We start from the raw sequence: 18,501 nt of genomic DNA, 5'->3' as shown, positions 1-18,501 counted from the left end.
CCTTGCGACCTGTTAACCGCTGCCATGACGAAAGAGCAACTAGGCTTCGCCATTCCAGAGCAAACCGCTAAGGGAGGCGCATGCAGTGGATATTCGCTTTGGCACTGGGCTACGCGCTCGGCTCCGTACCCTTTGGCCTCATCATCACCCGGATTGCCGGTGCGGGCGACTTGCGCTCGATCGGTTCGGGCAACATCGGCGCAACCAATGTGCTGCGCACCGGACGCAAGGGGCTGGCTGCGGCCACCCTCCTGCTGGACCTGCTCAAGGGCCTTGCCGCGGTGCTGATCGCCGCGGTGCTGTGGCCGGCATCGGTCTGGCTGGCTGCACTCGGCGCATTTCTGGGGCACTGTTTCCCGGTGTGGCTGAAGTTTCGCGGCGGCAAGGGCGTGGCGACGACGGCGGGCATTGCCTTCGGCCTCGCCTGGCCGGTGGGCCTTGCCTATGCCTTGACCTGGATCGGCCTGCTCCTGACCGTGAAGATTTCTTCTGTCGCGGGCATGACGGCGGCCGTGGTCGCTCCGCTGGTGGCCCTGGCGCTGGGGCACCAGGACGCCGCGCTCGTCCTCGCCGTCATCGCTGCGATCGTGCTGTTCCAGCACCGCGAGAACATCGCGCGGCTTCGCGCCGGAACCGAGCCCAGGGTGGGCGGCAGCAAGAAGTCCTGACGGAGGCCTGCGCGTGAGCGGCGGGCAGGCGCTTGCCGCGATCGACAGGGAGGAAGCGCTTGCGCGCATCCGTCTGCTGCGCTCGCCCAATGTCGGTCCCGTCACTTACGCGCAGCTCCTTGCGCGCTTCGGCGATGCGCGCCGGGCCGTCGAGGCGCTGCCCGAAATCGCGGGGCGCTCCGGCAAGCGCTATCGACCGGCGCCCGAGCAGGTTGCACTCGATGAGGCGAGGGCAGTGCGCCGGGCAGGGGCGCGCTATCTCTTCCACGATGCGCCCGAGTATCCTGCGCTGCTCGCCGCAAGCGAGGCGCCGCCGCCGATCCTGATCGTCAGGGGCGATGCTGCATTCCTGGCAGCGCCGTGTGTTGCGCTCGTCGGCGCGCGCAACGCCTCCGCAGCGGCAGTCAGGCTTGCCCGGATGCTGGCCGGAGAACTGGCGGACGCGGGCATGACGGTCGTCTCTGGCCTTGCCCGCGGCATCGACGGCGCCGCCCATCACGGCGCGCTTGGCGCCGGCGGCGCGACCGTGGGAGTGATCGCCAGCGGCATCGACGTGACCTATCCGCCGGAACACGCAGAGCTGCAGGAACGGATTGCACTGGACGGCCTGCTGATCGCCGAGCAACCGCCGGGCACGGAGCCGCTGGCGCGGCACTTTCCGTCGCGCAACCGGATCATCGCCGGCCTGAGTTCAGGAACCCTGGTGGTAGAGGCCGCCCCGCGTTCCGGTTCGCTGATCACGGCGCGGCTGGCCGGAGAGATGGGCCGCGAAGTCATGGCGATCCCCGGCTCGCCGCTCGACCCGCGATCGCACGGCTGCAACCAGCTCATTCGCGACGGCGCTATCCTCGTCCAGCGTGCCGAGGACGTGATCGAGCTGCTCAGCGGTTTCGATGGATCGGCGCGCTCGACATTCCGCGAAGCCATGCCGGACTGGGGGGACTGCGAGGATATTTCCGAGGCGGAGCCCGCGCCGCTCGCCGACCTGCTCACCACGGCCCCGGTGCCCGTCGACGAGTTGATCCGCCAGTCCGGCGCCAGTCCGGCGGCCGTGCAGCTTGCGCTGCTGGAACTGGAGATCGCCGGTGCGCTCGTGCGCCATGCCGGAGGCCGGGTCAGCCGGGCGTGATGGCTTCCCCCATGATTCGCAGCTCGATCGGCATTGTCCGGTGCATGGTCGATGCCCTCTTGACGGGCGCTCAAAGCCCGACCCAACTTGTACGTGTGTATATGTGTGCGTACATGCGCACGCGCGTAGCGCTTATCGAAAGTCTGAAATGCAGCTTGTCATCGTCGAATCGCCGGCCAAGGCGAAAACCATCGAAAAGTACCTGGGCAAGGACTTCAAGGTCCTGGCGAGTTATGGCCACGTCCGCGATCTTCCGCCCAAGGATGGCTCGGTTCGCCCGGACGAGGGCTTCGAGATGGATTGGGAGCTCTACGGCGACAAGCAGAAGCAGGTCCGCGCTATCACCGATGCCGCGAAGGTTTCCGACCGACTGATCCTCGCGACTGACCCTGATCGCGAAGGCGAGGCGATTTCGTGGCACGTGCTGGAACTGCTCAAGAAGCGCCGCGCGCTGCCCAAGGACGTGCAGCGCGTGACTTTCAACGCCATCACCAAGGACACGGTGACCAAGGCGATGCAGGCCCCGCGCGAGCTCGATCAGGACCTGATCGACGCTTATCTTGCCCGCCGCGCGCTCGACTACCTGTTCGGCTTCACGCTTTCGCCTGTCCTCTGGCGCAAGCTGCCGGGCGCCAAGTCCGCGGGCCGCGTGCAGTCCGTGGCGCTGCGCCTGATCGTCGACCGGGAGCGTGAGATCGAGGCGTTCAGGCCGCAGGAATACTGGTCGGTCGCCGCGCACATGGAGCAGGATGGCACGCCTTTCACCGCCAAGCTGGTCGCTTTCGAGGGGCAGAAGCTCGATCGCCTGAGCCTGGGCGACGAAGGCATCGCGATGCGCGCGAAGGCCGCCGTGGAGCAGGGTGCGTTCAAGGTCGAGAATGTTGAGACCAAGCCGCATCGCCGCAATCCGCAGCCCCCGTTCACGACCTCGACCCTGCAGCAGGAAGCCTCGCGCAAGCTCGGTTTTTCGGCCAGCCAGACGATGCGCGTGGCGCAGTCCCTTTATGAGGCGGGCGCGATCACCTACATGCGTACCGACGGCGTGCAGATGGACCCTTCGGCCATTTCCGCGTGCCGCAAGGCGATTTCGGACCGCTACGATGGGCACTACTTGCCCGAGAAGCCGCGTCACTACGAGACCAAGGCGAAGAACGCGCAGGAAGCCCACGAGGCGATCCGTCCCACCGAGTTTACCCGCGACCGTTTCGGTTCGGGCGACGAGGCGCGCCTCTACGACCTGATCTTCAAGCGCGCGATGGCCAGCCAGATGGCCTCCGCCGCCCTTGAGCGCACGACGATTACGCTGCGCGACGGCACCGGCCGCAACGAACTGCGCGCCACCGGCCAGGTCGTGAAGTTCCCCGGCTTCCTTGCGGTCTACGAGGAAGGACGCGACCAGAAGGACGACGACGAGGAATCCGGCCTGCTGCCGATGATGCGCAGCGGCGACGCGCCCGCGAAGAAGGACGTGACCGCCGAGCAGCACTTCACCCAGCCGCCGCCGCGCTTCTCCGAGGCCAGCCTCGTCAAGCGGCTCGAGGAACTGGGCATCGGCCGCCCTTCGACTTACGCCGCGACGATCCAGGTCCTGAAGGACCGCAACTACGTCCGCACCGAGAAAAACCGTTTCTTCGCAGAGGAATCGGGGCGACTTCTCACCGCATTTCTCGAGCGCTTCTTCGAACGCTACGTGGCCTACGACTTTACTGCGGGCATGGAAGAGGAACTCGACGACGTCTCGGGCGGCCGCCATGCCTGGAAGGAGCTGCTCGAGGCCTTCTGGCGCGATTTCAAGCCGAAGTCCGACGAGGTGATGGAGCGCAAGCCCTCGGAAGTCACCGAGGTGCTCGACGAGTTCCTTTCCGACTACCTGTTCCCGCCCAAGGACGACGGTTCGGATCCGCGCGCCTGCCCCAAGTGCGCCGATGGCCGGCTGGCGCTGCGTGGCGGCCGCTATGGCGCCTTCGTCGCCTGTTCGAACTATCCGGAGTGCAAGTTCACCCGCAAGTTCGCGCAGCCGGGCGGCAATGGCGAGACGGCCGATGACGAGGAACTGGGCAAGCACCCGGAAACCGGCGAAGAGATCACCCGCAGGGTCGGTCGCTTCGGTCCCTACATCCAGCTGGGTGAGGGCAAGGAAGCCAAGCGCGCCTCGATTCCCAAGGACATCGACGAGCTGACGCTGGACTGGGCGCTCAAGCTGCTCAGCCTCCCGCGCGAAGTCGGTAAGCACCCCGAGACTGGTAAGGAAATCGTCGCGAATATAGGGCGTTACGGGCCTTACCTGCTGCACGACGGCAAGTACGGCAAGCTGCGCTCCACTGCCGACGTTTTCGAGACGGGCATGAATGCGGCTGTTTCGATCCTGGCCGAGGCCGCGCAAGGCGGCGGACGCGGCCAGCGCGCCAAGGCGGAGCCGATCAAGGTGCTGGGCAAGCATCCGACGAGCGAGGGCGAGATCAAGGTCCTCGCTGGACGCTACGGTCCCTACGTCACCGACGGCACGACCAACGCCACTCTCCCGCGCGACCAGAAGCCTGAGGAGCTGACCGCCGAGCAGGCGATCGCCCTGATCGATGCCAAGGCCGCCAAGGGTCCGGCCAAGGGCAAGAAGAAGGCTTCCGCAAAGAAGGCTCCGGCGAAGAAGGCAACCGCCAAGAAGGCGGCAGGCAAGTCTGGCGAAGCCAAGACGGCGACCAAGAAGGCCCCCGCCAGGAAAGCTTCAGTCACGAAGACTTCGAACGACACGTCCGAACAGGACGGTGAGGTGCCCTGGGATGTAGACGCGTGAGCGCAATGGCGCCGGATTTCGCGACCGGCTTTCGTTTCATTGCCCGGCAACCGACAAAGGAGGACAAGCAATGAGCCAGAAGATTGCCAAGCATAAGCAACCCTGGAAACCCGATGAACTGCAAAAGCTGCAAATGCTGGCGGGCAAGGGGAAGGGGCTCAAGGAGATTGCCAAGGCGCTTAACCGCACCGAGGAATCGACCAAGGACGCAGCGCGTCAGCATGGCATGACGATTGCCAAGCTGCGCTGAAGCGCAGCCCTGTAGTTGAGATTTATACAACTGTAGGGAATTTTATGGCGATTGCCGGGACACATCGGGCCGCGTAGGCGTTTTTCCATTATGCTGCAGTTGCGAAACGAAATGTCTTCGGCTTCGGCTGGGAAGCCGGTAGGAAGCGATCTCTCCTTTGCCGATGACGCGATGCCTGCCAACGCAGAAGCATCCGCCGGGCACGAGGACGATGGCCTGGCCATGCCGCGCCGGATCTGGGCGATCGTTGCCATTTCCTTCGGCACGGCTCTTTTCGTGCTGGATGGCACGATTGCCAATGTCGCCCTGCCGACGATTGCGCGGGACCTTCACGTCGAAGGCGGTGCCATCGTCAACGTCGTCACCCTGTACCAGCTCGTCATGGTGATGGCATTGCTGCCGTTCTCCAACCTCGGCGAGCGGCTGGGACTGCGCCGGGTCTACCAGATCGGCCAGGTCATTTTCATGGCCGCCTCGGCGCTTACGCTAGCGGTCAATTCGCTGCCTGCCCTGCTGATGGTTCGCGTCGGACAGGCGCTGGGCGCGGGCATGGCAATGAGTGTGTCGACGGCGATGATCCGTCAGATCTATCCCAAGACCAAGCTTGGCAGCGGCCTTGGCATCAACTCGGTGATCGTTGCGTCATCGAATGCCGTGGCGCCGGTCCTCGGGGGTCTCATCGTCGCGCGGGCTGACTGGCGGCTGATCTTCGTGGCGGCCGTTCCCTGCGCCCTCGTTTCGCTGCTGATCGGACGCTTCCTTCCCGACCCGGTGCGCGGCAAGGTACCGTTCAACTGGCGTTCGGGCCTGTGGAGCGCGGCGACTTTCGCCATGCTTGTGGGCGGTATCGAACTGGCGGTGCACGGTGGTTGGCTGTTTGCCGGAATCGCGCTGGCCCTGGTCGGACTCGCATCGGCGCTGTTGCTGGCCCGCAGCGAAAAGGCGCGGATCAACCCGGTCTTCCCGGTGGACCTGTTGTCGCGCCCGGCCATCGGCATTTCGATCCTGGCGGCGATGGCCGGTTTCATCGGCTCGGCCGGGCTCGTCGTCGCACTGCCGTTCCGTCTGGAGCAGGGCATGGGCTTCAGCCCGTCCGAAGTGGGGCTGCTGATTCTGCCGCTTCCGCTGACGATGCTGTTCGTCTCGCCTGCGGCGGGATGGTTATCTGACCGCGTTTCGCCTTCGATTCTCGGGCTGACCGGCATGGTGATCGCCGCCATCGGGCTTATCCTGCTGGCCTTCATGCCGGTTCAAGCCGGGGCCGCGGCAATCGCCTGGCGCCTCGTCGTCTGCGCCCTGGGGTTCGGCCTGTTCTTTTCGCCTAATGCACGCATGGTCGTGAGCAATGCCCCGCGTGAACGGACGGCGGCGGCTGGCGGATTGCTGGCGACCGGACGGCTCTTCGGCCAGACCCTCGGCGCGGCTTCGATTGGCCTGTTCCTCTCGTTCGGAGCCGGACTGGGGCCGATTCCGATGCTGTTTGCGGCAGGGTTGGCATTGCTCGCCGGTTTGGGAAGCCTCACGCGCTGGCGCGTCGCCGAGAACCCGCGCGGCTAAGCGAAATGGCGCGGAGCTCCGCGAGTTTGCCTAAACCTTGGGTCCTTTGCTTGCCGCCGGGCTCTCCTGCTTGAGGCGGGACTTGTCTTCCTTTGCCGGTTCGGCCGTGTCGGGCTCCTGAGGCTCGGGCGCGGCCTCGGTGTTGACCGGAGCGAGTGGTGGCTGCGCAATGGTCTGCATTTGCGGGACCTTCGGCTGCACGCCGCTCCTTTCCAGCCAATAGGCAATGCCGTCTGCCGTCGCCTTCATGCCAGCGAGGTTGAGGTGCCACTGCAGACCGTGCTTGCCGTCGTAGCCCTTTGGTGCGCCGATCATCCAGGGCTCGGCATCGCAGGGGGTGTGATTGGCGGAGGCCTGGTTCATTTCCACGACGATGGCCCTTTGCGCCTGCGCTACCTTGCCGGTGATCTCGGCCAGCCGGGCGCCGATCTGGCGCACGATGGCTGCGGCATCCTCGCTGACCGGAGTGTTCGCGCACAGCGTCCCTGCGGGCAGCGGCGTGAGGTACTGGACGAAGACGAGCCGCGCGTTCGGCGCGACCTCGCGCACGCGGCGGGCAATGGCGTTGAGCTGCTCCTCGACGCGCAGGTAGTCGGCTTCGGTGGGATTGCGAATCGCGCCGCACGGTTTCGGGGCGAAACCGGCTGCGGCCAGTTCGCCGGCGCGCTGGATGCAGGTCGCCGAAAACAGGTCGCCGACATAGCTGAGGTCATTGCCGCCGATGGTGACGGTCACCAGCCGGGTCGCTGCATCGACCGAAGCGAGCTGCGCCGGGACGTCTCCCCAGGGGCCGAGGACGTGGTCCGTCGTCGCGCCCGAACAGGTGCGGTCGACCAGAACCATGCCGAAGCGCTGCGCCAGCAGGGTTGGATAATTGTTCATGCTCTGGCCGCAGCGCGTCGGCGCGCCGGGCGCCGCGGGCTTGCCGGGCGGCAGCAGAGGTCCGGCAGCATAGGAGGAGCCGATCGCAACGTAGCGCGCGCCTTCCAGGCTCTGCGCAACGGAGGTTTCGGGGTTTGCCTGCTGCGAAGCGATCTGGCCGACGGATTCGATGTTGTCGGTCTCGGTGGCCTGCGCCTCGACCAGCGGGGCAGTCGCGCAGCTGAAGAGGAGTGCCGCACAAGCGGCGGCAACGCGGGGCATCGGGATCATTTTACCCAGTCCAGTCCGATCTCTTCGTAGATGTCGCGGGCCTCGGCCCAATCTTCCTCGACCTTGACGTGGAGGAAGAGGTGAACCTTTTGCCCGAGAACTTCTGCCAATTCGTTACGCGCGGCCTCGCCGATGGCGCGGATCTTCGCGCCGCGCTTGCCCAGGACGATAGCCTTCTGGCTGTCGCGTGCGACGACGATCTGCTGGCGGATCTCGACCGATCCATCCTTGCGCTGGGTGTAGGATTCGGGGCGCACCGCGCTATCGTAGGGCAATTCGTCGTGGAGCTGCTTGTAGAGCTGTTCGCGCGTCACTTCGCAGGCCAGCAGGCGCTCCGAGGCGTCGGAAACCTGGTCCTCGGGGTAATGCCACGGGCCTTCGGGCATGAGCCCGGCAAGGTGCGTCTTGAGTTCGGGCACGCCGTCGTTGGTAAGCGCCGATACGAAATACACCTCGTCGAAGCTGACCGCCCCGGTCAGTTCTTCGGCCAGCTTGAGCAGGGGTTCCTTGGCGCTGGCGTCGACCTTGTTGAGCACGAGCAATTTGCGCTCGGGACGGTCCTTGAGCGTTTCGAGCAGCGGCGCCAGTTCGTGCCGGCGTTGCTTGACCGCGTCGACCACGAGCAGGATCGCGTCGGCCTCCTGCGCGCCTTCCCAGGCGGCGGCGACCATGGCGCGGTCGAGGCGGCGCTTGGGAGCGAAGATGCCGGGTGTATCGGCCAGGATGATCTGCACTTCGTCCTGCAGGGCAATGCCCATCAGGCGGGCGCGGGTGGTCTGCGCCTTGGCCGAGGTGATCGCCACCTTCTGGCCGACGAGCGCATTGACCAGCGTGGACTTGCCGGCATTGGGAGCGCCGATCACGGCGACGAGACCGCATTTCTCGGTCATGGGCGAATTCCTTGATAGTCAGGTTGGCACGCGCGCCTCGACAGGCTTGGCTCGCGCGAAACAGGGCAATGGGTCAAGCCGGTAACGCCCCAAGTCTGCCTGAGGACGTGCGCGGCATAATCCATCATGCGAATTTTTTCATGAACTCTTCGGCGGCCTGCGTTTCCGCATCCTGCTTGGACGAGGCCGTGGCCTGGGCGCTGCCGACATGGTGGATCGTGACTTCGACCGTGAATTGCGAGGCGTGATCGGGTCCGGTGCGCTCCAGCAGGCGGTATTCGGGCATCCGACGGCGATTGCCGGCGGCCCATTCCTGCAGAGCGGACTTGGGATGCTTGCGCTTGCCCGTCTTGCCCTGCACCGCATCGGCCCACAGCTTGCGCACCATGGCCTTGGCGCTTGCGAAGCCGCATTCGGTGAAACATGCGCCGATCAGCGCTTCCATCACGTCGCCGAGGATGTTGTCGCTGTCCTCGCCGCCGTCGTCGCGGGCCTGCTTGCCCAGCCGCATGCGCGGCCCGAGTTCGATCTGGCGCGCGATCTGGGCACACATCGCCCGGCTGACGAGGGCATTGAGGCGCTGCGACAGGCGGCCCTCGGCCTCGTTGCTGGTCTGGTACAGCCATTCGGCGACAACCAGGCCAAGGACCCGGTCGCCAAGGAATTCCAGCCTTTCGTAATTGCGCTTCTCGCCCGTACTGCCGTGGGTGAGGGCGGCCAGCCAGAGGGCCTCGTCCCGAGGCGCGCTGCCGGTAATCCTAGTTATGAAGTCGCGGGTAGCATCGTCCAGCAAGGTCAGAAGGTCCCGCCGATGCGGCTCCAGCGTGCCGCGGTGAACCAGGTCCAGGGCTTGATCCATTCGGCCGAGCCATCGGTCGAGAACATCATGACCGCGGCCTTGCCCACCAGGTTGCCCTGCGGGACGATGCCGATGCCCTGGCCTTCGACGGCAGGGAAGCGGCTGTCCATGGAATTGTCGCGGTTGTCGCCCATCAGGAACAGGTGATCCTCGGGCACGATGTATACGCCGGTATCGTCCTGCGGCGTGGTGCCGAGGTCGAGCACATTGTAGCTCTTGCCGTTGGGCAGTGTCTCGCGGAACTGCGGATAGTGGCAGACCGGCTTGCCGTCCTTGCCCGTCGCTTCGAATTCGGGTCCATAGCAGTCGGTGTTCGGCGAGACCGGCAGGATGAAGTCGTCCACGCGCTGCTTGGGCACCGCCTTGCCATTGATGAAGACCTGGCCGGACTTGATCTGGATCTCGTCACCCGGCAGCCCGATGACGCGCTTGATGTAGTCGACGTCGTTGCCCGGGGGCGCCTTGAAGATGACGACGTCGCCGCGCTCGGGCTGGCTGGCGAAGATGCGGCCCGGGATCAGCGGCAGGCTGAAGGGCAGCGAGTACCTGGAATAGCCGTAGGACCACTTGGTCGCGAACAGGTAATCCCCGGTCAACAGGCGCGGCAGCATGGATTCGCTGGGGATGTTGAACGGCGAAATGATGAAGCTGCGCAGCACCACCACGGCCAGCACCAGCCAGAAAAGAAACGAGAAGAAACCCTCGTCCTTCTTCTCCGCCGCCGCAGGCTTCTTCGCTGTCGAGTCGATGGCCGGCTTGGCGGCGTCGCTATTGGTCTCGCTCATGGGCGGAACCCTTGTTGCGCAAGGTGCGATCCGTCAAGTTCAATCCCGCCTTGCAACCGTCTCTTCTCGACGAAGAACCGTCTTGGCCTTCGCAGCCGCAACATGCATAAGGCCAGCAAGTACACTGTTCAGGAGCAATTTATGAGTGAATCAGCCTGGGAAAAGCTCAGGGGACTGGCCAAGCCGTCGCTGGCTGAGCTCTTTGCAGGCGATCCGGCCCGGCTCGATACTCTGGCGACCCGCTTCGAACTGGGCGAGGACGAGGCGGCGACCACGATCCGTTTCGACTGGTCGAAGACCCATCTCGATGCCGCTCACATGGCCGCTTTCGAGGAACTGGCTCAGGCGATGGATTTCGCCGGTCGCCGCAAGGCCCTGTTCGGCGGCGAGATCGTCAATCCGACCGAAGGCCGTGCCGCCGAGCACACCGCCCAGCGCGGCGTCGGCAAGGAAGAGAGCGTGATGCTCGCGGCCGAGAACCATCATCGCATGGCTGCGATCGTCGAAGCGATCCACCGCGGCGCGATGGGTGAGGTCAAGCACCTGATTCACATCGGCATCGGCGGTTCGGCGCTCGGACCGGCGCTCGCGGTCGATGCACTGGCGCGCGACGGTGCGATGGTCGATGTGCACGTCGTATCGAACATCGACGGCTGCGCGATGGAAGAGGCCTTCAAGGGCTGCGATCCGGCCAAGACGATGCTGGCGGTCGCGTCCAAGACGTTCACCACCATCGAGACGATGACCAATGCCGAAAGCGCCATCGAGTGGCTGCGCGAGAATGGCGTCGAGGATCCGTACGGCAGGGTCGTCGCGCTGACCGCCTCGCCGGAAAAGGCGATGGAATGGGGCGTCGACGAGACCCGCATCCTGCCCTTCTCGGAAAGCGTGGGCGGCCGCTACTCGCTATGGTCCTCGATCGGATTCCCGGTGGCGATGGCGCTGGGCTGGCCCGATTTCGCCGAGTTCCTGGCCGGGGCCGCGGCGATGGACGAGCATTTCCGCGACACTGACGGAAGCGCCAACCTGCCGCTGCGCGCGGCCTTTGCCGACCAGTACTACACGCGCCTGCGCGGTTGCCAGACGCGCGCCGTGTTCGCCTATGACGAACGGCTGGCCTTGCTGCCCGACTACCTCCAGCAGCTCGAAATGGAATCGAACGGCAAGAGCGTGAAGGCAGACGGCAGTGCGGTCGATGGCCCGACCGCGCCGATAACCTGGGGCGGGGTGGGTACCGACGCGCAGCACGCGGTGTTCCAGCTTCTCCACCAGGGCACGAACCTCGTGCCGGTGGACTTCATCGCCTCGATCGCTCCGGGCCATGACCTGAACCTCGATCATCATCGCATCCTCCTGTCGAACTGCTTCGCGCAAGGCGCGGCGCTGATGGCGGGCAAGGAAAGCGACGATCCGGCCCGTGCCTATCCGGGCGACCGCCCCTCGGCGACGATACTGCTCGACGAAGTGAGTCCGGCCACATTCGGCGCGCTGATCGCGTTCCATGAGCATCGCACTTTCGCCAATGCGGTGCTCATGGGTATCAATCCGTTCGACCAGTTCGGTGTCGAACTGGGCAAGGAAATCGCCAAGCAGATCGAGAAGGGCGGCACCAAGTTCGATCCTTCGACCGAGGCGCTGCTGGAACTGGCCGGAATCAGCTGAGGCCGCTTCGGGGCCTTTTCGGCCCTGAAATGACCGAGTGGCAATTTCAGTATTCGGCAAGAATTAACCCTGTAAGGTCGGCCGCGATCGGTGATTGCGGCCCGCCTTTTTTCCGGATGCGCGGCGAAGGCATGCGGGCCTGCATGGGCAGGGGGACAAGGACATGGCGAGGCCTTCGCGAGTGGTACGTGATGCGGTCATGGCGAGTGTCCTCGCAATGGTCCTGGCAGGTTGCGGCGGCGGCGGTGGCGGGAGCGTCAATTCGACGCCCGGCCCGGCGCCCAGTCCGACTCCCGGCCCTACACCAAGCCCGACCCCGACACCTACGCCCACTCCAACGCCGACTCCGGTGCCTACCGGCTACGTCATCACGCCCGAGAGCCAGCAGCCCCGGCGATCGGTACAGGACGATGCCGAATTTCGGAACAACTACGTCTCGTTCGAGTACGTCAATGCGCTCTATGCGCTCGACAACGGATGGACCGGGCAGGGCGTGAAGGTTGCCGTGCTGGATGATGGCGTGAAGGAAGTGTCCGAACTTCAGGGCAAGATTTCCAGTCTCAGCCGCGATTACGGTACGGTCACCGAGAACGGCGTCACCACGCAGCGCAATGTCATCGGGGACGACTATTCCGACCATGGCACGATGGTCGCGGGCGTGATTGCCGCACGCAACAACGGCACCGGTGTGCAGGGCATTGCACCCGGCGCCGAGGTCGTCGCCCTGCGCATCAGCGAGATCGACCTGGACACCACCGATCCCGACGCACAGGAGACCCTGGGCATCGGAATCTCGCAGGCCATGGCCTATGCCGGGGACAACGGCATCAAGGTTGTCAATGCCTCGATCGCCAAGATCGATCCGGAAGTGGCGAGCCCGACCTGGGCGCAGATGGTGGCGCGCTACCAGACGAGCGGGGGACTGTTCGTCAATGCGGCCGGCAATGACAGCGCGGCCAATGTCGACGGCTACCTCGACCTCAATTCCAGCAATTCGCGAAGCTGGCTGTTCGTCGTCGCACTGGAGGGCACGCAGACCAGCTACGAACTTACCGATTATTCGAATCAGTGCGGCACGAAGGCGATGAACAATTGCGTCGCAGCCATGGGCACGAATGCAACGCAATATACCGATGGCTCGCTCGTCCTGTTCAGCGGGACGAGCTCGGCAACGCCGCAGGTCAGTGGTCTTGCCGCCCTGATCCTGAGCAAGTGGCCCCAGCTGACCGGCGTCGAGGCCGGGGAAGTTATCGTCAACACCGCCCGCGACATCGGTGCGCCGGGCGTGGACCCGGTCTTCGGGCATGGCCTGATCGACGCGAAGGCAGCGCTTTCGCCGGTCGATCCGACCCTGTCCAACGGCGTGACCCAGACATCGCTGACAAGTTCCAGTCTCGTCGTTCCCACAGCGGTCGGCGCTGCCGGGCTCAAGGCACGGGCGCTGGGCAATGTGACGGTACTGGATGCCTACGGGCGGAATTTTACCGGCGACCTGTCGGGCCTCGTCGCGCAGCCCGGCGTTGACCGCTTCTCGATAGAGCGCCGGATGCGGGTGCAGGCCAACGCCGGAAGCACGAGGCTGGCGACCCGCGATCTCGATGCCAGCGCGGGCTTCACCCGCTTGCGGGTCGGGCCGGGTGAGGATGAAGTGCGCACGATGCTGACCAACGGCCATGTCGCCTGGCGAAGCGGCAAGACGTGGTTCAGCGCCTCGCTCAATTCCACCGACAGCGTTTCCAGCGAATTCATGGGCCTCGCTCCGAGTTCGGACGCGGTCTTTGCCTATTCTCCGGTCGCCGATCTGGCGGTGACTGCGGAACGTCCCCTCGCCGGGGGACGCCTTGGCTTGTCGGTGGTGGGTGGCCGAGCCGACTACGGTTCGGCCAATGGCGCGCTCATTTCCTGGCGCAAGGGAGGAACCGGTCTCAAGGCCGGGCTGCTGAATGAACAGGGAACCGTCTTCGGCACGCCCACCGGTAGCGGCGCACTGCGCTTTGGCGACGGCGCCCGAACCGCTTTCCTCGAAGTCGCGCAGTCCGCGCAGCTGGGGTCCTGGAGGCTCTCGGGCTATGCCAGCCTTGGGGCAACCAGGCTGAAGCTGGCCGACGACATGCTGCTGACCGATGCCGGGACATTCCTTACCAGTCGTTTCGCAGTCACGATCAGCCGGGCGGCTCTCGGCGGGATGCTTCGGCTTGGGCTTGCCCAGCCCCTGACGGTCGTTTCGGGCGAGGGGACCTACACGATCGGCTCGGGTTATGACTTCGCCACCCGTTCGCTGTTGTTCACCGACCGGCGCGTCGACTTTGCAGGAGCGATAGATCCGCTGCTGATCGTGGGTTTCGAGAAGGGCGCGCCGCGTTCGCAGCTGCGTGTGGTCGTGGCAAGTACTGCCGATACGCGGGATTTGCGGGCAATGGGTGCCTGGCGGCTGGTCCTGAACTGACTGCAGCGCCGGCCCCGCGAGCCGGGGCAGGCCGCGATTAAAAATTGCGCCATCGCGCTCAGGCGGTTGGCAATCGCTGATTCTATGCCCCATATGCGCCCCGACCAGTCCAATGGCGCAGGCCGGGAGCACGTGAATGTCCGAGTACGATTATGACCTTTTCACCATCGGCGCCGGTTCGGGCGGCGTGCGCGCCAGCCGCGTTGCGGCAGCGCACGGCGCGCGGGTAGCCGTGGCGGAAGAGTTCAGGGTTGGCGGGACATGCGTGATTCGCGGCTGCGTCCCTAAGAAGATGCTGGTTTACGGCGCCCATTTCGCCGAAGATCTGGAAGACGCCAAGCACTTCGGCTGGGACATTCCCGAGGCCAAGTTCGACTGGGTCAAGCTGCGTGACAACGTGCTCAACGATGTCGACCGCCTCAATGGTCTCTACACGCAGACGCTCACCAATCACGAGGTGGAGATCTTTCACGAGCGGGCACGGATCACAGGGCCGCACGAAATTACCTTGTCGAACGGCGAGAAGAAGACCGCCAGGGTCATTCTCATCGCGACGGGCGCGCGGCCGCATGTGCCCTCATTCCCGGGACATGAGCTGGGCATCACCTCGAACGAGGCCTTCCATCTCGATGCGATTCCGGGTCGCGTCCTGATCGCCGGTGCGGGCTACATCGCCAATGAGTTCGCGGGAATCTTCAATGAGTTCGGCGCCAAGGTGACGCTGATGAACCGCTCCGACCAGCTTCTGCGCGGATACGATGAAAGTGTGCGCGACCGGCTGCTGCAGATCTCGCTGACCAAGGGCATCGAGTTCCGATTCAATGCCGAATTCGAGAGGATCGAGCAGAATGAGGACGGCTCGCTCAAGGTCTCGATGAGCAATCACGACCCGATGGACGTCGACTGCGTGCTGTTCGCTACCGGTCGCGTACCCAATGTCGAGGGACTAGGCCTCGCAGACGTCGGCGTGGAAGTCGACGACAAGGGCGCAATCAAGGTCGACGAGTACTCGCAGACCAGCGTCGATCATATCTACGCCGTGGGCGACGTTACGAACCGCGTGCAACTGACCCCGGTCGCCATCCGCGAAGGACAGGCCTTTGCCGATACGGTCTTCGGCGACAAGCCGACGACGGTCGATTACAGCTGCATTCCTTCGGCCGTTTTCAGCCATCCGCCGATCGCGGGCGTGGGCATGACCGAGGGAGAGGCGAACCAGAAGCTGGGCACTGTGCGGGTCTATACCAGCGACTTCCGGCCGATGAAGAACGTCGTCGCCCACCGCAACGAACGCTCGCTCTACAAGATGATCTGCGACGCCGAGACGGACCGCGTCGTGGGGCTGCACATGATCGGGCCCGAGGCCCCCGAAATCATGCAGGCGGCTGCGATCGCGGTAAAGGCGGGGCTGACCAAGGCGGACTTCGACGCCACGGTCGCGGTGCACCCGACGATGTCGGAGGAACTCGTCCTGCTCAAGTAGGGCAGGCCTGCCCTCGCGCTTTGCGGGGGTTGCATGACGGTGCGGGGGGGCTATGCCCCTCGCATGCGTGTTTTCCGATGGTTGCCCGCGAGTCTTCTCGCGGTGCTTTCGACCCCTGCGTTGGCCCATGGCGGGCACGTCCACGCCGATGCCAGCCCCTGGACGCTCTGGCAGTTGTCGCCCGAGATCATTGTCGGTCTCGTGGTCGTTGCCCTGATCTACTGGAAGGGCAGCCGGCATGGCCTCGTCGCCGAGCGATGGCGGCTGCTGGCGTTCAACGGTGGCTTGCTTGCCCTCTTCGTGGCGTTGATCTCTCCGGTCGAGCGGCTGGCCGACCACATCTTTGCGGTCCACCAGGTCGAGCATATGCTGCTGCGCACGGTGGCACCGATGCTCATCTTCCTGTCGCGACCGCAGGCCGCGCTGGTGCGCGGGTTGCCCAGGGGCGTTAGCCGGTTCTTCGCCGGTTCCGGGCCCTTGCGTGGCCTTGTCGACTTCCTGCGTACCCCGTTCGTGGCGACGGTCCTGTTTCTCGCGGCCAGCCTGTTCTGGATGTTGCCCCACTGGCACGATCTCGCGATCTTGGACGAGCCGATCCACTACATGTGGCACATCAGCCTGCTGGTGACAGGGCTGATCTTCTTCTCGGTCATCTTCGACCGGCGCGCCGCACCGCAAGGGCCGGGGCTGGGCGCGCGCCTTGCGATGTTTGTCTTTGCGGCGCTGGGCAACATCGTCCTGGGCGCGTTCCTGACCTTCAAGACGATCCCGCTCTACGATGCCTACCTGGCGCTGGGGCACATGTGGCATGTCTCGATGCTCACCGATGAGCAGACCGGCGGCATCGTCATGTGGATCCCGGGCACGATGATGTTCGCGATCTCCGCGCTTGTGGTGATCCACCGCTGGGGCAGCGAGGAGGAGCGGCTGGTGTCGCGCCGGATGCGGACGGGACGCGAACTGACCGCTGAGCGAGCACCTGCAAATCGTGCCCTCGCGATCGGTCTGGCGGGCTTTGCGTTGCTCATGCTGGCGATCACCGTCAGCGTGGTCGCAGTGATCGATCATCCGCACGACAAGGCCCGCGATTTCGGCCTCTCCGGCAAGATTCCCGGTTGAGCGAAACTTGCGCTCCCGGGCCATCGGGTATGCCAAATGTGGCGGTTTTCGAGGCTGCGTTGATTTAATCGGTCGGTTAAAAACTATTGACCTGAGGCTCGCAACCTGCCTTAGGCACGGACACGAGAACAAGCTGAAACCTCTTCGGAGAAGGGAAGCCGAATGTCCGCGAATATTGCCGAAATGGAGAAGCGTCGCGCCGCCGCCAGAATGGGTGGGGGGCAAAAGCGTATCGACGCTCAGCATGCCAAGGGTAAGCTGACCGCGCGTGAGCGTCTGGAAGTCCTGCTCGACGAGGGCAGCTTCGAGGAACTCGATCTCTACGTCGAGCATGACTGCGTCGACTTCGGCATGCAGGACCAGCGTATCCCCAGCGACGGCGTCGTGACCGGTTCGGGCACGATCAACGGCCGACTGGTCTACGTGTTCAGCCAGGACTTCACCGTGTTCGGCGGTTCGCTCTCGAACCGTCACGCGCAGAAGATCTGCAAGGTGCTGGACAACGCGATGAAGGTCGGTGCGCCGGTGATCGGTCTCAACGATTCCGGCGGTGCGCGCATCCAGGAAGGCGTCGCCTCGCTTGCAGGCTATGCCGAAGTGTTCCAACGCAACGTGATGGCTTCGGGCGTGATCCCGCAGCTTTCGCTGATCATGGGTCCCTGTGCGGGCGGCGCGGTCTATTCCCCGGCGATGACCGACTTCATCTTCATGGTGAAGGACAGCTCCTACATGTTCGTTACCGGTCCCGACGTCGTGAAGACCGTGACCAACGAAGTCGTCACCCAGGAGGAACTCGGCGGTGCGGTCACGCACTCCAGCAAGACCTCGGTGTCCGACCTGGCGCTGGAGAACGACGTCGAGACGCTGCTTGCCGCGCGCGACTTCTTCGACTTCCTGCCGCTTTCCAACCGCGAGGAAGTGCCCGAGCGTCCGACCGCCGATCCGTGGGACCGTCTCGAGGAAAGCCTCGACACGATTATCCCGCCCAATGCCAACCAGCCCTATGACATGCACGAAGTCATCAGGAAGACGCTGGACGAGGGCGAGTTCTTCGAGATCCAGCCGATGCATGCGGCAAACATCATCTGCGGTTTCGGCCGCGTGGAAGGCAAGACCGTGGGCATCGTCGCCAACCAGCCGATGGTGCTGGCCGGCGTGCTCGACATCAACTCGTCGAAGAAGGCCGCGCGCTTCGTGCGCTTCTGCGATGCCTTCAACATTCCGATCATCACCTTCGTCGACGTTCCCGGCTTCCTTCCCGGCACCGACCAGGAGCACAACGGCATCATCAAGCACGGCGCGAAGCTGCTCTTCGCCTATGCCGAAGCCACCGTGCCCAAGATCACCGTGATCACCCGCAAGGCCTATGGCGGTGCTTACGACGTCATGGCGTCCAAACACCTGCGCGGCGACCTCAACTATGCCTGGCCGACCGCCGAAATCGCGGTCATGGGCGCCAAGGGCGCGGTGGAGATCATCTTCCGCGGCCGCGACGCCGACGGTATGGCCGCTGCCACCAGGGAATACGAAGACCGCTTTGCCAACCCGTTCGTGGCTGCCAGCCGCGGCTACATCGACGAAGTCATCTACCCGCATTCCACCCGTCGTCGCATCGCCCTCGGGCTTCGCAAGCTGCGCAACAAGCAGCTCGAGAATCCCTGGAAGAAGCACGACAACATTCCATTGTAATCCGTGGTGGGCAGGACGACA

General features: G+C 64.7%; 14 protein-coding genes. 10 read left to right on the top strand and 4 right to left on the bottom strand.

Going from position 1 to position 18,501, the window contains the following annotated elements:
• Window positions 1-80: 80 nt before the first annotated feature.
• The 5 genes from plsY to PP1Y_RS20835 all read left to right on the top strand — a co-directional run bounded on the left by plsY (window position 81) and on the right by PP1Y_RS20835 (window position 6,395).
• Window positions 81-668, top strand: coding sequence for a glycerol-3-phosphate 1-O-acyltransferase PlsY (gene plsY / locus PP1Y_RS20855; protein WP_013833970.1), 588 nt, complete (start codon window positions 81-83; stop codon window positions 666-668).
• A gap of 13 nt (window positions 669-681) precedes the next feature.
• The gene (gene dprA / locus PP1Y_RS20850; RefSeq protein WP_013833969.1) at window positions 682-1,797 is read left to right on the top strand and encodes a DNA-processing protein DprA; all 1,116 of its coding nucleotides are present in this window, start codon (window positions 682-684) and stop codon (window positions 1,795-1,797) included.
• A 148-nt stretch (window positions 1,798-1,945) separates the two neighbouring features.
• Entirely contained in the window at window positions 1,946-4,588 is a 2,643-nt protein-coding gene (gene topA / locus PP1Y_RS20845; RefSeq protein ID WP_013833968.1) for a type I DNA topoisomerase, read from the top strand.
• Between the two features lie 70 nt (window positions 4,589-4,658).
• Window positions 4,659-4,838, top strand: coding sequence for a hypothetical protein (locus PP1Y_RS20840; RefSeq protein ID WP_041559057.1), 180 nt, complete (start codon window positions 4,659-4,661; stop codon window positions 4,836-4,838).
• 111 nt (window positions 4,839-4,949) lie between these two features.
• Entirely contained in the window at window positions 4,950-6,395 is a 1,446-nt protein-coding gene (locus PP1Y_RS20835) for an MFS transporter (RefSeq protein ID WP_232512488.1), read from the top strand.
• Window positions 6,396-6,425: 30 nt separating this feature from the next.
• On the opposite strand, the gene PP1Y_RS20830 is transcribed toward PP1Y_RS20835, so the two are convergent.
• The 4 genes from PP1Y_RS20830 to lepB form a co-directional block, all read right to left on the bottom strand.
• Complete coding sequence (locus PP1Y_RS20830) at window positions 6,426-7,547, bottom strand: SGNH/GDSL hydrolase family protein (protein WP_041559056.1); 1,122 nt, start codon at window positions 7,545-7,547, stop codon at window positions 6,426-6,428.
• A complete protein-coding gene (gene era / locus PP1Y_RS20825) occupies window positions 7,544-8,437 on the bottom strand; it encodes a GTPase Era (protein ID WP_013833965.1) in 894 nt (297 codons plus the stop codon). The genes PP1Y_RS20830 and era overlap by 4 nt, the downstream gene beginning before the upstream one ends.
• A 124-nt stretch (window positions 8,438-8,561) precedes the next feature.
• Window positions 8,562-9,230, bottom strand: coding sequence for a ribonuclease III (gene rnc, locus PP1Y_RS20820; RefSeq protein WP_007014850.1), 669 nt, complete (start codon window positions 9,228-9,230; stop codon window positions 8,562-8,564).
• Window positions 9,231-9,232: 2 nt separating this feature from the next.
• Window positions 9,233-10,081 carry a signal peptidase I gene (gene lepB / locus PP1Y_RS20815; protein ID WP_013833964.1) on the bottom strand — a complete coding sequence of 283 codons (849 nt, stop codon included), beginning with the start codon at window positions 10,079-10,081 and terminating at the stop codon, window positions 9,233-9,235.
• Between the two features lie 141 nt (window positions 10,082-10,222).
• Here lepB and pgi point away from each other — a divergent pair, with 141 nt between their 5' ends.
• The 5 genes from pgi (at window position 10,223) to PP1Y_RS20790 (ending at window position 18,480) form a co-directional block, all read left to right on the top strand.
• On the top strand, window positions 10,223-11,743 hold the full coding sequence (gene pgi / locus PP1Y_RS20810) for a glucose-6-phosphate isomerase (protein ID WP_013833963.1): 1,521 nt from the start codon (window positions 10,223-10,225) through the stop codon (window positions 11,741-11,743).
• Between the two features lie 163 nt (window positions 11,744-11,906).
• The gene (locus PP1Y_RS20805; RefSeq protein ID WP_173364738.1) at window positions 11,907-14,189 is read left to right on the top strand and encodes a S8 family peptidase; all 2,283 of its coding nucleotides are present in this window, start codon (window positions 11,907-11,909) and stop codon (window positions 14,187-14,189) included.
• Window positions 14,190-14,325: 136 nt separating this feature from the next.
• Window positions 14,326-15,672: a glutathione-disulfide reductase gene (gene gor, locus PP1Y_RS20800; protein ID WP_013833961.1), complete on the top strand. Its 1,347-nt coding sequence runs from the start codon at window positions 14,326-14,328 to the stop codon at window positions 15,670-15,672.
• Between the two features lie 63 nt (window positions 15,673-15,735).
• Window positions 15,736-16,791 (top strand): cytochrome c oxidase assembly protein, encoded by a 1,056-nt coding sequence (locus tag PP1Y_RS20795; RefSeq protein ID WP_013833960.1) that lies wholly within the window; start codon window positions 15,736-15,738, stop codon window positions 16,789-16,791.
• Window positions 16,792-16,953: 162 nt separating this feature from the next.
• A complete protein-coding gene (locus PP1Y_RS20790) occupies window positions 16,954-18,480 on the top strand; it encodes an acyl-CoA carboxylase subunit beta (RefSeq protein WP_013833959.1) in 1,527 nt (508 codons plus the stop codon).
• Window positions 18,481-18,501: the final 21 nt, after the last annotated feature.

The sequence above is a fragment of the Novosphingobium sp. PP1Y genome (genome assembly GCF_000253255.1).
Taxonomy (GTDB): domain Bacteria; phylum Pseudomonadota; class Alphaproteobacteria; order Sphingomonadales; family Sphingomonadaceae; genus Novosphingobium.
Note: the sequence above shows the minus strand (reverse complement) of the source record. Positions and strands in the feature narration are given on the sequence as shown.